The following is a 13651-nucleotide window of genomic DNA, read 5'->3' as shown; positions in this document are numbered from 1 at the left end:
AGGCTTTGCTGCCCGTTTTTGCCAACCGAGTCAAGAAACCGAAAGGACTAGACCTTGCCAGGGCGGGCGTCAGCTGAGGGCTGTTTCGGGATAAAAAGCGTCGCATCACCCATGATCGTCTGCGCGCAACGAGGCCCGCGTTCTCCGTCGGAGACGCGGGCCTTGTCATTGCATACGCTATGCGGCGCGCAGGTCTTCCGCCGGGCGCAAATTCTGGTTCATGCGGAACAGGTTCAGCGGGTCATAACGCTGCTTGATCTCTAGAAGTCGCCGATAGTTGCCGCCATAGGCTGCTTCGACCCGGTCGACCTCGTCCTCGGGCATGAAGTTCACATAGGCCGTGCCGGCGGCATAGGGCGAAGCCGCCTCGTAAACACCGCGCGCCCATTCGATGCAGGCGCGGTCCATTTGCGGTTCGCGCCAGCGGGCGTGGACATTCATGACGAAATGCGCGCTGCGTTGCGGAAACGCCGTTGCATCCGCTGTCACGCGGCCCGCGGCACCGCCGACATGGGCGAAGAATATCTCGCATTCAGGCCCCGGAAGCTTGGGTATCGCGGCCGTGATAACCTCGATCGCGCTGTCGGAGAGCTCGGTGAAGTCGTGGCTCTTCCAGTAGTTTCGGGCGCCGGGCGCCAGCAACGGATCGAATGCCTGCTCCCAGCCGGTGAACGGGTTAGGGGCGACAACATCGGCAATCGGTGTGCCGATGGCGCGAAGCCTTTGCGTCGCTTTCTCGCCCTCCTGAAGGTCGCCGCAATAGCACATGGCCAGGACCAGCACCTCCTTGCCATGCCATTCGGCCGGCAGGAACGGCAGCGGCGGCGCCTGCCGCATGACCACCCAGCAGGTCAGCTCATTGGGCGCTGCTTCGAGCGCCGCTCGGTATTCCCGCAACACGTTTTCGGCATCGGCGAAAGGATACACGACGAGCCCCGACAGCACCTGCGGACCGACTTGGTGGAGCTTGAACTCGAAAGCCGTGACGACGCCGAAATTACCGCCGCCACCCCGCAGCGCCCAGAACAGGTCCGGGTTTTCGGTCTGGCTGGCGCGCTGCAGCTTGCCGTCGGCGGTAACCACATCGGCGCAGAGAAGATTGTCGATGGTCAGGCCGAATTTCCGCGTGATCCAGCCGAAGCCGCCGCCCAGCGTCAGGCCTGAAATGCCCGTGGTCGAGTTGATGCCGGTCGGCACCGCCAGTTCGAAGGCCTGTGTTTCCGCGTCGACGTCGGCCAGCGTCGCGCCAGGTTCCACCCATGCCCGCCGCGTCGCCGGATCGACCCGCACCGACTTCATCGGCGACAGATCGATCATTAGGCCGCCGTCGCAGACGGCGCTGCCGGCGATGTTGTGGCCGCCGCCGCGAACCGCGACGAGCAGCCTGTTTTCCCTGGCAAAATTCACGGCGGCGATAACGTCGGCCGTACCGGCGCAGCGCACGATCATCCCTGGCCGCCGGTCGATCATGGCATTCCAGATGCTGCGTGCCTCGTCATAGGCGGCGTCGCCTTCCCTCAGCACGGTGCCGCGCAATTGCGCCGAAAGCGCGTCCAGGGCCGCGGCATCGACTGTCGTCTTGCCGCGTTCAAGCGTGGTGAGGCTCATGCTGTTCATGGCTTTCCTCCCGATTGTTTTTGAGCCGTTTTCCCCCACCCGTTTCCAAGTTTGCCCTTATATTAGAGGTCAAGCAAGTTCCTAGTGGCTTGCCGGGCGGTATTGCGCAACCCGCCTAACGCCGTAAGGCGGTCGGCCGGTTCGGTCGAGGAACTACGCAGCGGTCCGCGGAGTTAGGCATATCAGCAACCAATGCATAGGAGAGCTCTGATGGCACCGCGAAGAAAACCCGACGATTCATCCGAAGGCCCGACTATCGAACAGCAGGACTGGGACGCGATTAAAGGCGGCGAAATTATGCCAGACAGCGTGCCAGGAAACGGCGACATCCGGTACGACCTCGAGAAGGAGGCTGAACTGCCCGAGGAAGACGACGACAATCCGTACCAGGAAAGTGACGAGGCGTTGCCGGACGACGAAGAGGAACGCGCCATCTCGCGCAACCCCTCGAAGCAAGATATCGACGAGCCGTGAACGACAGCATTCAATGGCGCAGCTAGCCGGCCCGTTCCGGGTGCGCTCCAGGCTCCATGAAGGTTCCTGCATCAACAGAAAAGGCCCCGCGGGGAGGAAGCGCAGGGCCTTGTCCGAATGCCGTGCGAACGGCTTTCCAGTCGCTGTAGAACGACTGCGCTTCCAACCGTGGCTGGCGGATCTTGTTCCATCGAAACCGAAAAAAGATGGCGCTCGTTCGCTGCTTCGCCAGCATTGCTGCTTGGATTGTCATTGGCTCAATCACAATTTCTGTCTGATGGAACAACTCCAAAAAACGCTCGTTGGATAATCATCGCAATCAGCGAGGCAACTCGAATGGAGACCGATCATGAAGAAAATTCTTTCTGCAACCGTACTCAGCATCGCCCTTGCCACTTCGGCGATGGCGCAATCAACCGGCACAGGATCCGGCACCAGCGATCCGGGAGCGGGCACCGGGACAGGCACTGGCACTATGGCTCCCGGCACCGATAACGCAAATCCTGCCGATCCAAACGTAACCGGTTCGACAACCACAGGCCCCGACGGCATGGGTGACCGGTGTAAGGATATGGCAGGCGCCGATGCGAATACAAACTCCGCCAGTGGCACTGCAACTTCGGACATGGAGAATTGCCCCAAGTGACGGAGCTAGCGCTTGTTGAGCACGCTGTAGTTCCTTCGTTTGCGCATGATGCGCCGCACCGCTTGTTAGACAAAGCCGGGAACCGGCTTTGTCTTGCCGCTTAATTGCGCGCCCAATGTCAGTGCCTGCGGAAAATTCCGGATAATTGCCGCCATCAAGGTGGCGTTACCGGGGCGAAGGGTAATTCCAGCAATCGCTGCAGCGGCGTAGACCCGCGTCGAAAACAGTTTTTTCCAGGCCGCCTCATAGCGTCTGCCGGCAGCCTCGCGCCCTGCCCTGCCGTCTGGCGCGCATGCGAGTTCGCAGGCCAGCAGCCAGCCGGACTGAAGCGCCATCGAGATGCCCTCGGCGACAACGGGATGAGACTCTCCGGCTGCATTGCCGACGCGGAAGATGTCCCGTTCGTAGCAGGAGCGAATTCCCGGCCGGATCGGACCTGCGGCAAGCCACGAACCGTCGGGGTGAGCTGACTCCAGGGCATCCCTGACACCCCGGCACGATTCCATCAGATGACGGGAGACCGCATCGGCCGCCGACAAATGGCTCTGCTGGTTGGGGCCAGGCTGTTTGCGCAACCGTGCGAGCATATCGCGGCGAATGCAGCACGAAATCGACAGCCGGCCATGATCCGCCGAAACCATGCCGCCATAACCCCCCGGAAACACCAGCAGAGGCATCAAATCAGGCGCTAGGGACGACCCGGTGAAATGCGCCTTGAAGCCGAGCAGGTCCGAAGGGCGGTTGGTCTTCCCGAGCTGGCTGGGCAGCGGTCCTGGTTCCCAGGAGCCGTGTGCGGCGACAATCACCGGCGTACGCAACATCGGCGTTTCGCTCCCGGCTTGAATTCGCACCATTTGCATCTCGCCATCCCGATCGATGGCGACGGCGCGGCAAGGCTGAAAGATTTCGACGCCCGCCGATCGCGCCGCCTGCAAAAGCAGACAGTCGAGAATATCCCGGCCGAGCGCCCGGCCGAAGCCAGGGTTGGCAGAAGGTTCATCGTTTGCACGAGGCCCATCTTTTGCACGAGGCATGGGTGCCTCGACACTCGCATCGCCGGAAAAGAAGCCGACGCGGCGGATTTCGGGGCCGGCATTGGCACGCCAGGCATCGCCGATTTCCAGCTGGTCCAGAAGCGCAAGATTGCTTGCCGACATGTATTCGCCGCAGACCTTGCGGCGCGGGAACACGCTCTTTTCCACAATAGCCACGGCCCATCCGCGCCGGGCCAGCGTCAGCGCGGCGGACGTGCCCGCCGGGCCGGCGCCTATGATGATCGCGTCATGGGTCGACAATCGCGTCATAGGTCATCACCGGCGCTGGCGCCGACAAAAATGTGGGAAAAAAGGCCGGCGCGCCGTTCCTCGACCGGTTTGCCGTTTGCTGCGAGCCAGAGACCGGAAAGCTCGCTGCCGCGAAAGCCGGCACGCACGCTTTGAGCAGCGTCGTTTCGGGTCACGTCATTGGCGCCGATTGCCGGCAGAAGACGCGTCGCGGCCAACGCCAGTTTCGCTCGGAACGGCTCTGTCGCCAGCAGCAGCGGGGCCTTCGGCGCCATCAGCGAAAACAGACGCACGAGCTCGGCATCGTCGAAATGATGCAGAAACAGATTGACGGTGATCGCGTCGAACCGCGTGCCCTCATTCTTTCTCGCCCAGTCGAAGACATCGGCGGTGACGCCTTCGACCGTCCATCCCAGCCTGTCAAAATCACCTTGCAATTGCGCGGTGGTGAGGTCGACGCGGTCGAGCATTACCAGTTGGACCCCAGGCCAATGCTCGGCCATGCGCCGCGCTATCGCCAGCATGAAGGAACCATCGCCGGCACCGATCTCCAGAATCCGGCGTGGCGGCCTTGGCACAAATTTCCGGAGCAGCGACGCCATGATCCTCGCCTGAAACATCAGCGCGTTGATCCGACGGAGGTCGCGGCGCGCGGCAAGCGCTCGCGGATCGTCGCCCGCAAGTCCGTCGAGGATTTCCGGCTCAAGCTGGCGCTGCTCCAGGCCGCTCATGAAACCGTTCGGAAAAGCATGGTTTCGGCCGTCAGCCCGGGTCCGAACGACATGCCGCAGCCGAGTTGGCCTGGTGGCGCCTTCAACAGCTCTTTCATCACGAACATGACGGTCGCGGACGACATGTTTCCGTACTGGCGCAACACCTCGCGCGATGGCTCCAGCGCGGTGGGTGCAAGCCTCAGGGCCCTTTCGACGGCGTCGAGAACCGAACGTCCACCCGGGTGCACGGCCCAGAGGTCGATCGCCTCGGTAGGCCGATCGCCGAGGATGGCATCTTGGTTGCTCCGCAACGCCTCATGGATCGCTGCTGGAACCTGGCCGGAAAGGGCCATTTCGAAGCCGTGGTCGCGAATGCTCCAGCTCATCAGATCCCGCCGCTCGTTCGCCACGATACAGTAAAAGCTTTCGAGCTCGATGCCGTGCGGCTCGGCGGTGACGAGCGCAGCCGCGCAGCCGTCGCCCCAGAGGCAGAACGACAGCAGCTTTTCCAGCCCGCTGGATTCCCGCAGATGCATCGTGCAAAGTTCAATATTGACCAGCAGGACCCTCGCCTGCGGGTCGGAACGGACGATGTGGCGGGCAAGCTTGAGGCCATTGATCGCCGCGTAGCAGCCCATGAACCCGATCATCGTGCGTTCAACCCTTTCCGGCAGGCCGCATCGCGCAACCAGCTCCAGGTCGATGCCCGGCGCTGAAAAACCGGTGCAGGTGGTAACGATAAGATGGGTGATGCGGGAAACGCCGCCACCAAGCTCTAATCCCTCGACGCCTTTTTTCGCCAGAACAGGTGCGGCATCTCCGAACATTGCCATTCTCTCGGCCGTTCCAGGAAAGGCGCCCCGGATGAACCTCCCGGCCAGGTCTGCTGACGGTCCTTCGGGGTCGCTGGCCGGTGCAAAGCAGGAATAGCGGTGCTCGATGCCGGCAAGGTCAGCCATGCGTTTAAAAATTCTTCGGCGATCGGCCGCAAGCATGGAGGCCGCGAAACGCAGATAGAATTGATGAACCTCGTGCTCCGGCACCGCTGTCGCGATCCGGTTGATATACGCTTTGGCCGGCATATTCTGTCTCCTCGGCGTGTGCACGATATATATTTGGGGCCACCGCCGGAGGTTGTTTGGTCATCGGCACCAGATGTCGGACATCAGGTTTTGAGTGTTGTTCGATGAACGTTTCTGAGACTTGATTTCATCCCGAGGTTCAGCATGTGCGGTTGCCGGGCGATGCTGCGGTTCGCCGGTACTAGGAACATAGGCTCCATTATCGAGTCGTCCACCAGGAGCCCGCGCTTCGGGCCGAGGCGCCATTGCGTCCGGCCCTCACCGGGCACGGCCTTTTTGCTGATCGATGGAACACTAGGGCACACGAACAGTTGTAGGATGACAGCGAATATCTCTTGGATATTGGCTGCTGGATCGGGCCAGACCCCGGTTGGCCCGCGCTCTTCCAGAGGCGCGGGCTTCCCCGATCCCTGCCGGCTTGAAGCCCGATTTTGGGAACAATGGCCAGCTGCCATAAGGGTCGCGGTAAAGACAAGGAGAGCTGTCATGAACAACATCATCTGGCTGGTCGGGGCCATCGTTATCGTAATAGCGATACTTAGCTTCCTTGGCCTACGTTAGGATTCGCCTTTAGCGAAATCCGACGCGTGAGTAGGCAGTTACTTGGGACGGCTCTGGAACCCACATGGGGTCCGCAGGCTTAGCAGCTATCCGCGCTAACGACCCCGCTCCTTCACCGGGCGAAGGTCCCTGCCCAATCGATACCATCCAAGACTCAGTGCTCTCATTTGACGCCGCGTCTCCTGCCCTTGAGCGGGTGACGTCTCCGTCCGCTCGAGTTTGCGGCTGCGGCGCGTGAAAATCACCCTCGGGCGGTTGACCTTCCAGCTGCTGGAAGGTCTATTTTCCTTGCGAACGGAGATTTTCATCATGAACATTGGCATCGCATCCGAGAAATCCGGGCTGCCGTCCAAGACGATACGCTACTACGAGGACATCGGGCTTTTGCGCCCGGCCCGGACAGACAACGGCTATCGCGACTATTCGGTAGCCGACATCCACCGCCTCCGGTTTCTGCAGCGCTCGCGCAGCCTGGGTTTTTCGGTCGACGAATGCCGCCAGTTGCTGTCGCTCTATCAAGACAAGGACCGCGAGAGCGCCGACGTCAAATCTATCGCCGAAGCCAAGCTGGTGGAGATCGACAGGAAGATCGCCGAACTCGTGGGATTGCGCGGCCTGCTGCATCATCTGGTCGAGCACTGTCACGGCGACGAGAGGCCGGACTGCCCGATCATCGACGAATTGGCGGGAGAGGGCGTGGTTCAGTGAAATGGACCGCCGCCGCGGTGATGCTGTCGCTTGCCTGCGCCTCCGCGGTGGTGGCCGCGGCCGGACCTGACCCAATCGTCGCGACGCGCCAGTCCTCGATGAAGGAGATGGCCGCTGCCGCAAAGACGATCGCCGGGATGTTCGATGGCAAGTTGGCCTATGACGCTGTGGCGTTCAAGGCTGCGGCCGGGACGTTACGTGCCCGCACCGGCCCTGCCCTCATTGCGGAATTTCCCAGCGCGACATTGGGTCCGCCTTCGGGCGCCAGGTTGGAAATCGACCAGGCCCGTTCAGAATTCGAGGCGCTGGCCCGTCACATCGGGACGCTGGCGAGCACACTGGCCGCCAAGGCCGAGCGGGCGCCCGCCAGTATCACCGACGACATGAGGATGGGTTCCGGCCCGGCGATGGGCGGCGGCAGCCTGCTTGGCAAGCGGCCGGCAGCGGCAGAAGCCGATCCTTCCAAGGCTCCCGCCGAGCACCTCCTACATCTTATCCTGCAGGATTGCTCAAGCTGTCATTCGAAGTTCCGGCAGAAGGTCCTGTAATCGCCGAGCGATCCGCGAGATCACCGGATGGCTGATTGGCCGGGTGCGGCGCTGATTGACGTTGCGGTGCCTTTTCTGCATTGTCCTGTTGCTGCCTCCGAGGTTCAGCAATGAAGCGCAGTCTCGCTTTCGGTGTGATTGTGATCGCCGTCGTCGGCCTGCTGGGCGGCAGCGCACTTTTGATTGCTGGCCAGTCCAGAGTCTCGCAAGATGCAATCCAGTCATCGGTTATCCGCACCCCTGAATTGATTGACAGCGCCTGGAAGCTCCCCGTGGCTGCCACTTTCAATGCCGACGTCACATGGCAATCAAACGGATCAAGGTGCGGCCCGGCAAGTGTCGCAAACACATTCCGCTCCATCGGCGAGGAGGAGACAACCGAAGCCGAAGTCCTCGCCGGAACCGGAAAGTGCTGGACAGGCTTTTGCGTCATCGGGCTCACGCTGGACGAGCTTGCCGAGGTCGCTCGAACGAACACCAGGCGGAAGGTTTCCGTGCTTCGGAATCTGAGCGCTGATGCGTTTCGCGAGCACATGAAGCGGGCCAACGATCCCGGCCGCCGTTACATCGTCAACTTCACCCGTGAGAAGATTTTCGGCGCCGGCGCTGGCCATTTTTCCCCAGTCGGAGGATATCTGGAGGCCGAGGACATGGTCTTCGTCCTCGACGTAAACGAGGACTACAAGCCCTGGCTGATCGAGCGTGAGCGCCTGTTTTCAGCCATAAACACAATCGACAGCGATGGCGGCAAAAAGCGCGGCTTGCTGCTTATCGAGTAGCACGGTCGCAAGCAGTTTCGCAGACCGCCAACGAGCGTAGTTCCCCGGCCGGGGCTGGGGCAATCTCGCCGTGCTGCAAAAAGGCGGTCAGGGATGCGCGGGTCGAGGCGCTGTCGGGCTTCCTCAAGGAAGTCGACGGCATTGCCAAAGCGGAGCTCGAGGAATTTCCTCGCGCCCCTCGACGCGGCGCTATTAAATTAAGCTGCCTTAATCCAAGAGCCGAGCCCCTGCGGCTGCTTTCAATCGACCAGCACGGCGACCACTGCGGTGCAGTCGCCCGCCTTGACCAGCCCGGGGAAATGCCGCGCGGCCAGCATGCCGCCCATTCTTGCCCTGATCTCTTGAGGTGCGGCACCGGTGCGGCCGATGGAGTGGATGCGCGCCAGGACCTGGCCCTCTTCGACAGGCTCGCTCAGATCGATCAACGTTTCGATCATCCCATCGTCCTCGGCGAACGAGAAGCAATCGCCCGACGGCATGTCTAGCCAGCGGGTCGGCTGCATCTCGACCGCACCGGCGACAATGCCGCAATGGCGCAGCACATTGAGCACGCCGCGACGAGCGATCCGCACCGTTTCCGCGCGGGAGGTGCCACCGCCACCAAGCTCCGTGGTGATGAACAGCTTGCCCATCTCTTCGGCGGCAGTGTCGAACATGCCGACCGCATCGATCTCCAGCATCTTCATCGACCACGGCGCCGAGAACGCTTCGACCGCCGCGAACCCCTTCGCCTCCAGCATTTTGTCGGGCCGGATATGGGCGGCACAGAACGGCACGAAGTCGAGCGTCTTGCCGCCGGAATGGAAGTCGAGCGCGATATCGGTGCGCGGCAAAAGTTCGCGCTGGAAGTAATCGGCGATTTTCTCGGTCACCGTGCCGTCGGGCCGGCCGGGAAAGCTGCGATTCAGATTGCCCTTATCGATCGGCGAGGTGCGGGTGCCGGCACGGAACGCCGGATAGTTCATCGCCGGCACGATGATCACCGTGCCGCTGACGTGCTTCGGATCGAGCGTACGGGCGAGATCGTAGAGCGCCAGCGGCCCCTCATATTCGTCGCCATGATTACCGCCGGTGAGCAATGCGCTCGGCCCGCTGCCGTTGCGGATCACGCAGATCGGGATCATCACCGATCCCCAGGCTGAATCGTCACGGCTGTAAGGCAGCCGCAGGAATCCGTGCTGCACGCCGTCGCGGTCGAAATCGACGGTCGGCGTGATCGGTGAGGGGCGAAGGCTGGACATCGGGCTCAATTCTTCACCACCAGCTTGCGCGGCACATTGGCCAGGCACTCGACCCCTGTCTCGGTGATCAGGATGGATTCGGTGATCTCGAGCCCCATCGTCTCCAGCCACAGGCCGGTCATGAAATGGAAGGTCATGCCCGGCTTCAACTCGGTGCGGTCGCCGGGGCGCAGGCTCATGGTGCGCTCGCCCCAGTCCGGCGGATAGGAAAGCCCGATCGGATAGCCGGTGCGGTTGTCCTTGACGATGCCGTATTTCTTCAGCACCGCGAAGAAGGCGCTGGCGATGTCCTCGCAGCTGTTGCCAGGCTTTGCCGCGGCAAGCCCGGCCTCCATACCTTCCAGCGTCGCCTTTTCGGCATCGAGGAATTCCTGCGTGGGTTTACCAAGGAACACAGTCCGGGAAAGCGGACAGTGATAGCGGTTATAGCAGCCGGCAATCTCGAAGAAGGTACCCTCGCCCGACTTCATCGGCCGGTCGTCCCAGGTCAGATGTGGCGCCGACGCATCGGGGCCTGATGGCAGCAGCGGTACGATCGCTGGATAGTCGCCACCGATCCCGTCGACGCCGCGCGTGCCGGCATCATAGATCTCGGCGACCAGATCGCATTTGCGCATGCCGACTTCGATCTTGTCGACGATACGCTGGTGCATCGCTTCGACGATCCGGGCTGCCTTGCGCATATAGTCGATTTCGGTCGGGCTCTTCACCGCACGCTGCCAATTGACGAGTGCCGTGGCATCGACGAAGCGGGCGTTGGGCAGATGCTTTTGCAGCGAAGCAAAGGCGGCGGCCGAGAACCAGTAATTGTCCATCTCGACGCCGATGCTGAGCTTGCCCCAGCCGCGATCGGCCAGCACCTGCGAGAGAAAATCCATCGGGTGGCGTTCGGTCGACTGCACATAGTGGTCGGCATAGCCGACGATATTGTCGTGCGCGAGATACGCAGTGCGCTTGGCGCCGTTGGCGTCCTGACCGCGCCCGTACCACACCGGTTCGCCCAACGGCGGCACGATGACGGCCTGATGCACGTAGAACGACCAGCCGTCATAGCCGGTCAGCCAGGCCATATTGGACGGATCGCTGACAATAAGGAGATCGACACCCTTGGCCTCCATGGCCTTCCGTGTCTTGGCGAGGCGATCCGCATATTCGCCGCGCGAGAATTTGAGATTGGGCTGCATTGTTCTTGGTCCTCGTTTGTTGGGCCTTGCGGCCAGCATCAGCTTTCGAAAATAGTCCCGGCATTCCCCGCCCGCGCACGGTCGCGGGCGAGCGAGGCGATCGCCGTGTCCTGGACGCCGGTGCCGGTCAAGTCGGCGATGGTGATGTCGCTGGCTGAGCGCCGGCCGTGCTTTTCGCCGGCGATGATCTGGCCGAGTTCGGTCACTTCGGCATCGGCCGCCATCACGCCCGCCGCGATGGCATGGTGCAGTTCGCCTAGCAGCCGCGTCTGTTTCGCGCTGTCGGCGACGTAGAGATCGGCCATGCGCAGGATCGCCGGAGCGATCTCGTTCTTGTGCTCGGCGTCCGAGCCCATGGCGGTGATGTGCTGGCCGGCCAAGACGAAGCCGGCTTTGATCAGCGGCTCGGTCGACGGCGTCGTGGTGACGATGATGTCGGCATCGGTGGCCGCATTTGCCGCGTCGGGGTCGGCGCGCACGGCGATGCCTAGTCTTTCGCGCAATGCATTCGCCGCAGCCTCGGCCTTGGCGGCGTCCCTGGCCCAGATGCGGGCCTCGGCGATCGGCCGCACCAGCATAAGCGCCTCGAGCTGCAGTCCAGCCTGGACGCCGGCGCCGAAGATCGCGGCGATCGAGGAGTCCGGCCGCGAAAGGTGTTTAGCCGCGACCGCTCCGGCCGCCGCTGTGCGGATGTCGGTGAGATAACCATTGTCGAGCAGCAGCGCATCGACCAGCCCGGTTTTTGACGACAGCAGCACCATCATGCCGTTGACGCTGGGCAGGCCGAGCTTCGGATTGTCGAAGAAGCCGGGACTGATCTTGATGGCAAAACCGTCGATCCCAGGCACATAGGCGGTCTTCACGTCGACCTCGCCGCGATGATCGGGAATGTCGAGCCGCAGGATCGGCGGCATCGCCACTGGCAAGGTGGCAAGCGCGCGGAACGCATTCTCGACGCAGGCGACGGCATCGAGATCGAGCTTCACGATCGTGCGCAATTCGGCTTCGGTGAGTATCGTCATTCGGCTCATGCGGCGTTCTCCTCAATTGCTGCGCCGCAAACGACTTTCCTGTGCAATGTCATGTCGATGTTGCGGCCCGACAGGATGAGCACCGTGGGGCCGCTCGCCCTGACTTTGCCGGACAGCACGGCGGCGATGCCGACCGCGCCGGCGCCTTCGACGATCTCGCGCTCCTGTTCATAGGCATGGCGGATGCCGGCGGCGATCTCGCCCTCGTCGAGCAGGATCACGTCGTCGACCAGGTCGCGGCACATCGAGAAGGTCAGCCGGTTGTCGAGGCCGATGCCACCGCCAAGCGAATCCGCCAGCGTCGGCAGTTCCTCGACCAAAACTGGATGTCCGGCATTGAGGCTCGCCTTCATCGCGGCACCCCGCGCCATCGAAACGCCGATGACCTTCGTGCTCGGACTGACGCCCTTCACGGCCGCGGCGACACCCGCTGCCAGTCCGCCGCCGGACAGCGGCACCAGCACCAAAGCGGCGTCCGCAACCTGCTCGATGATTTCCAGCCCGAGCGTGCCTTGCCCGGCGATGATACCAGGATGGTCGAAGGGCGGTAGCATGACCAGCCCCTCTTCCGCGACCAGCCGGTCGACCTCCTGCTGCGCATCGTCCTGGCTGTTGCCGACGATGCGGATCTCGGCGCCAAGCCGACGGATTTCATCGAGCTTATTCTGCGGCACCCGTCGCGACATGCAGATCGTCGCGCGCATGCCTTCGAGCTTCGCCGCATGAGCCAGCGCCCGGCCGTGATTGCCGGTCGAGGCGGCGACCACGCCACGCGCCTTCTCCTCGGCGTTCAGCGACGCGATGGCGTTCGAGGCACCCCGCAGCTTGAAGCTGCCGGTGGTCTGCCGATGTTCGAGCTTGAGATAAACAGGCGCACCCAAGTGGCCGGAAAGACTCGGAGAAAGCGCGGTCGGCGTGCGTTCGACCTTAGCTGCGATGCGCTCGCGCGCCGCGCGGAAATCGGAGAGGGTGACGTCGTTCGCGGTCATGACCTTTGCTTTGCAATCAATTCAAAGGCAGCGTCATCAGACGGCCGAATTCGGCACGCGGCTCGTCGTCCCCGCAAAGCCGCAGACAGTTCCAGGCCGTCGCCTGGTTGCTGGTGACGACCGGACGGCCGATCGCCTCTTCCATGCCGACCACGGCAAGTGCTGCCCGCAGCGCAGTGCAGGAGACGAACAGCGCGTCGGCTTTTTCGTCCATCGCATCGAGCGACAGATCGACCAGCGACGCAGGCGCAATCCGCGCCATCTCGCGGTCGTCCTCGAAGCCGAGACAGGTGAAGCCGGCGATCTCGAAATCATGCGCCGCGAAATAGGCCGCCATCGGCCGGCTGGTTTCGACCGTATAGGGAGTAAGGATGCTGATCGTCCTGGCGCCCAGCGCCTTCAAACCACGCACGCCTGCCATCGGCGGCGTAACCACCGGCACGCCGGGCTTGGCCGCCTGCACCGCCGCCTCGATCTCGGCATCGCCGATGACCACGGAGGCCGAGGTGCAGGAATAGCAGATCGCGTCGAGCGGCTCATCGGGCAGGATGAGCGCCGCGCCCGCCGTAAGCGACGGCTGCATCTTGCGCAAATTGTCCGGCGTCGTCGGATTGGCGTAGGGAATGCGCGCGACATAAACGCCGATCCGGTCGCTCGCCACCATGCGGCGAAAATCCGGTTCGGTCGTATGGTCGGTCGCAAGGATGATCAACCCGACGCGCTTTTCCAGGGGACGCGCGTCGAGCCCCGGCCGTGTCGGCGTCAGTCTGATCTCGGGCGAGTTTTTCATGAAAG

At 62.7% G+C, this 13651-nt stretch carries 14 protein-coding genes; 5 read left to right on the top strand and 9 right to left on the bottom strand.

From position 1 onward, the window contains the following. Window positions 1–177 precede the first annotated feature (177 nt). A complete protein-coding gene (locus A9K68_RS13710) occupies window positions 178–1617 on the bottom strand; it encodes an FAD-binding oxidoreductase (protein ID WP_065006659.1) in 1440 nt (479 codons plus the stop codon). Window positions 1618–1827: 210 nt separating this feature from the next. Between A9K68_RS13710 and A9K68_RS13705 the strand changes: the two genes are divergently transcribed. Both A9K68_RS13705 and A9K68_RS13700 read left to right on the top strand, forming a co-directional pair. Further along, window positions 1828–2091: a hypothetical protein gene (locus A9K68_RS13705; RefSeq protein WP_203546906.1), complete on the top strand. Its 264-nt coding sequence runs from the start codon at window positions 1828–1830 to the stop codon at window positions 2089–2091. Between the two features lie 349 nt (window positions 2092–2440). Further along, on the top strand, window positions 2441–2737 hold the full coding sequence (locus A9K68_RS13700; protein ID WP_082982178.1) for a hypothetical protein: 297 nt from the start codon (window positions 2441–2443) through the stop codon (window positions 2735–2737). A gap of 65 nt (window positions 2738–2802) precedes the next feature. Here the strand turns inward: A9K68_RS13700 and A9K68_RS13695 are convergent, their stop codons facing one another. From A9K68_RS13695 to A9K68_RS13685, 3 genes are read right to left on the bottom strand one after another with little or no spacing between them, the layout of a single operon-like run. Further along, the gene (locus A9K68_RS13695) at window positions 2803–4041 is read right to left on the bottom strand and encodes an NAD(P)/FAD-dependent oxidoreductase (protein WP_065006657.1); all 1239 of its coding nucleotides are present in this window, start codon (window positions 4039–4041) and stop codon (window positions 2803–2805) included. Continuing rightward, window positions 4038–4751, bottom strand: a complete 714-nt coding sequence (locus A9K68_RS13690) for a methyltransferase domain-containing protein (protein ID WP_065006656.1) — start codon at window positions 4749–4751, stop codon at window positions 4038–4040. The genes A9K68_RS13695 and A9K68_RS13690 overlap by 4 nt, the downstream gene beginning before the upstream one ends. Next, window positions 4748–5815: a type III polyketide synthase gene (locus A9K68_RS13685; RefSeq protein ID WP_065006655.1), complete on the bottom strand. Its 1068-nt coding sequence runs from the start codon at window positions 5813–5815 to the stop codon at window positions 4748–4750. The genes A9K68_RS13690 and A9K68_RS13685 overlap by 4 nt, the downstream gene beginning before the upstream one ends. A gap of 870 nt (window positions 5816–6685) precedes the next feature. Between A9K68_RS13685 and cueR the strand changes: the two genes are divergently transcribed. From cueR to A9K68_RS13670, 3 genes are all read left to right on the top strand, one after another. After that, entirely contained in the window at window positions 6686–7084 is a 399-nt protein-coding gene (gene cueR / locus A9K68_RS13680) for a Cu(I)-responsive transcriptional regulator (protein WP_029350608.1), read from the top strand. Further along, entirely contained in the window at window positions 7081–7632 is a 552-nt protein-coding gene (locus A9K68_RS13675) for a cytochrome c (protein ID WP_246811368.1), read from the top strand. Before cueR ends, A9K68_RS13675 begins: the two co-directional genes overlap by 4 nt. 110 nt (window positions 7633–7742) lie before the next feature. Beyond that, window positions 7743–8411 carry a phytochelatin synthase family protein gene (locus tag A9K68_RS13670; protein WP_065006653.1) on the top strand — a complete coding sequence of 223 codons (669 nt, stop codon included), beginning with the start codon at window positions 7743–7745 and terminating at the stop codon, window positions 8409–8411. Between the two features lie 239 nt (window positions 8412–8650). Here A9K68_RS13670 and doeB read toward each other — a convergent pair whose 3' ends face one another. From doeB to eutA, 5 genes are read right to left on the bottom strand one after another with little or no spacing between them, the layout of a single operon-like run. Continuing rightward, complete coding sequence (gene doeB, locus A9K68_RS13665; RefSeq protein WP_082982177.1) at window positions 8651–9652, bottom strand: N(2)-acetyl-L-2,4-diaminobutanoate deacetylase DoeB; 1002 nt, start codon at window positions 9650–9652, stop codon at window positions 8651–8653. Between the two features lie 5 nt (window positions 9653–9657). After that, window positions 9658–10836 (bottom strand): ectoine hydrolase DoeA, encoded by a 1179-nt coding sequence (gene doeA / locus A9K68_RS13660; RefSeq protein WP_065006760.1) that lies wholly within the window; start codon window positions 10834–10836, stop codon window positions 9658–9660. A 38-nt stretch (window positions 10837–10874) separates the two neighbouring features. Beyond that, window positions 10875–11867: an ectoine utilization protein EutC gene (gene eutC, locus A9K68_RS13655; RefSeq protein WP_065006651.1), complete on the bottom strand. Its 993-nt coding sequence runs from the start codon at window positions 11865–11867 to the stop codon at window positions 10875–10877. Continuing rightward, a complete protein-coding gene (gene eutB / locus A9K68_RS13650; RefSeq protein ID WP_065006650.1) occupies window positions 11864–12856 on the bottom strand; it encodes a hydroxyectoine utilization dehydratase EutB in 993 nt (330 codons plus the stop codon). The genes eutC and eutB overlap by 4 nt, the downstream gene beginning before the upstream one ends. A gap of 16 nt (window positions 12857–12872) precedes the next feature. Next, window positions 12873–13646, bottom strand: coding sequence for an ectoine utilization protein EutA (gene eutA, locus A9K68_RS13645; RefSeq protein ID WP_029350595.1), 774 nt, complete (start codon window positions 13644–13646; stop codon window positions 12873–12875). Window positions 13647–13651 lie beyond the last annotated feature (5 nt).

Source organism: Mesorhizobium sp. AA22 (genome assembly GCF_001672375.2).
GTDB classification, from domain to species: domain Bacteria; phylum Pseudomonadota; class Alphaproteobacteria; order Rhizobiales; family Rhizobiaceae; genus Mesorhizobium; species Mesorhizobium wenxiniae.
The sequence above is the reverse complement of the archived record's forward strand: the minus strand, read 5'-3'. Positions and strand labels throughout refer to the sequence as shown.

Excerpts from the sequence above, each read along its gene's own strand:
- A9K68_RS13710 (WP_065006659.1), bottom strand. The coding sequence starts at position 1,617 with ATGAACAGCATGAGCCTCACCACGCTTGAACGCGGCAAGACGACAGTC.
- A9K68_RS13705 (WP_203546906.1), top strand. The coding sequence starts at position 1,828 with ATGGCACCGCGAAGAAAACCCGACGATTCATCCGAAGGCCCGACTATC.
- A9K68_RS13700 (WP_082982178.1), top strand. The coding sequence starts at position 2,441 with ATGAAGAAAATTCTTTCTGCAACCGTACTCAGCATCGCCCTTGCCACT.
- A9K68_RS13695 (WP_065006657.1), bottom strand. The coding sequence starts at position 4,041 with ATGACGCGATTGTCGACCCATGACGCGATCATCATAGGCGCCGGCCCG.
- A9K68_RS13690 (WP_065006656.1), bottom strand. The coding sequence starts at position 4,751 with ATGAGCGGCCTGGAGCAGCGCCAGCTTGAGCCGGAAATCCTCGACGGA.
- A9K68_RS13685 (WP_065006655.1), bottom strand. The coding sequence starts at position 5,815 with ATGCCGGCCAAAGCGTATATCAACCGGATCGCGACAGCGGTGCCGGAG.
- cueR (WP_029350608.1), top strand. The coding sequence starts at position 6,686 with ATGAACATTGGCATCGCATCCGAGAAATCCGGGCTGCCGTCCAAGACG.
- A9K68_RS13670 (WP_065006653.1), top strand. The coding sequence starts at position 7,743 with ATGAAGCGCAGTCTCGCTTTCGGTGTGATTGTGATCGCCGTCGTCGGC.
- doeB (WP_082982177.1), bottom strand. The coding sequence starts at position 9,652 with ATGTCCAGCCTTCGCCCCTCACCGATCACGCCGACCGTCGATTTCGAC.
- doeA (WP_065006760.1), bottom strand. The coding sequence starts at position 10,836 with ATGCAGCCCAATCTCAAATTCTCGCGCGGCGAATATGCGGATCGCCTC.
- eutC (WP_065006651.1), bottom strand. The coding sequence starts at position 11,867 with ATGAGCCGAATGACGATACTCACCGAAGCCGAATTGCGCACGATCGTG.
- eutB (WP_065006650.1), bottom strand. The coding sequence starts at position 12,856 with ATGACCGCGAACGACGTCACCCTCTCCGATTTCCGCGCGGCGCGCGAG.
- eutA (WP_029350595.1), bottom strand. The coding sequence starts at position 13,646 with ATGAAAAACTCGCCCGAGATCAGACTGACGCCGACACGGCCGGGGCTC.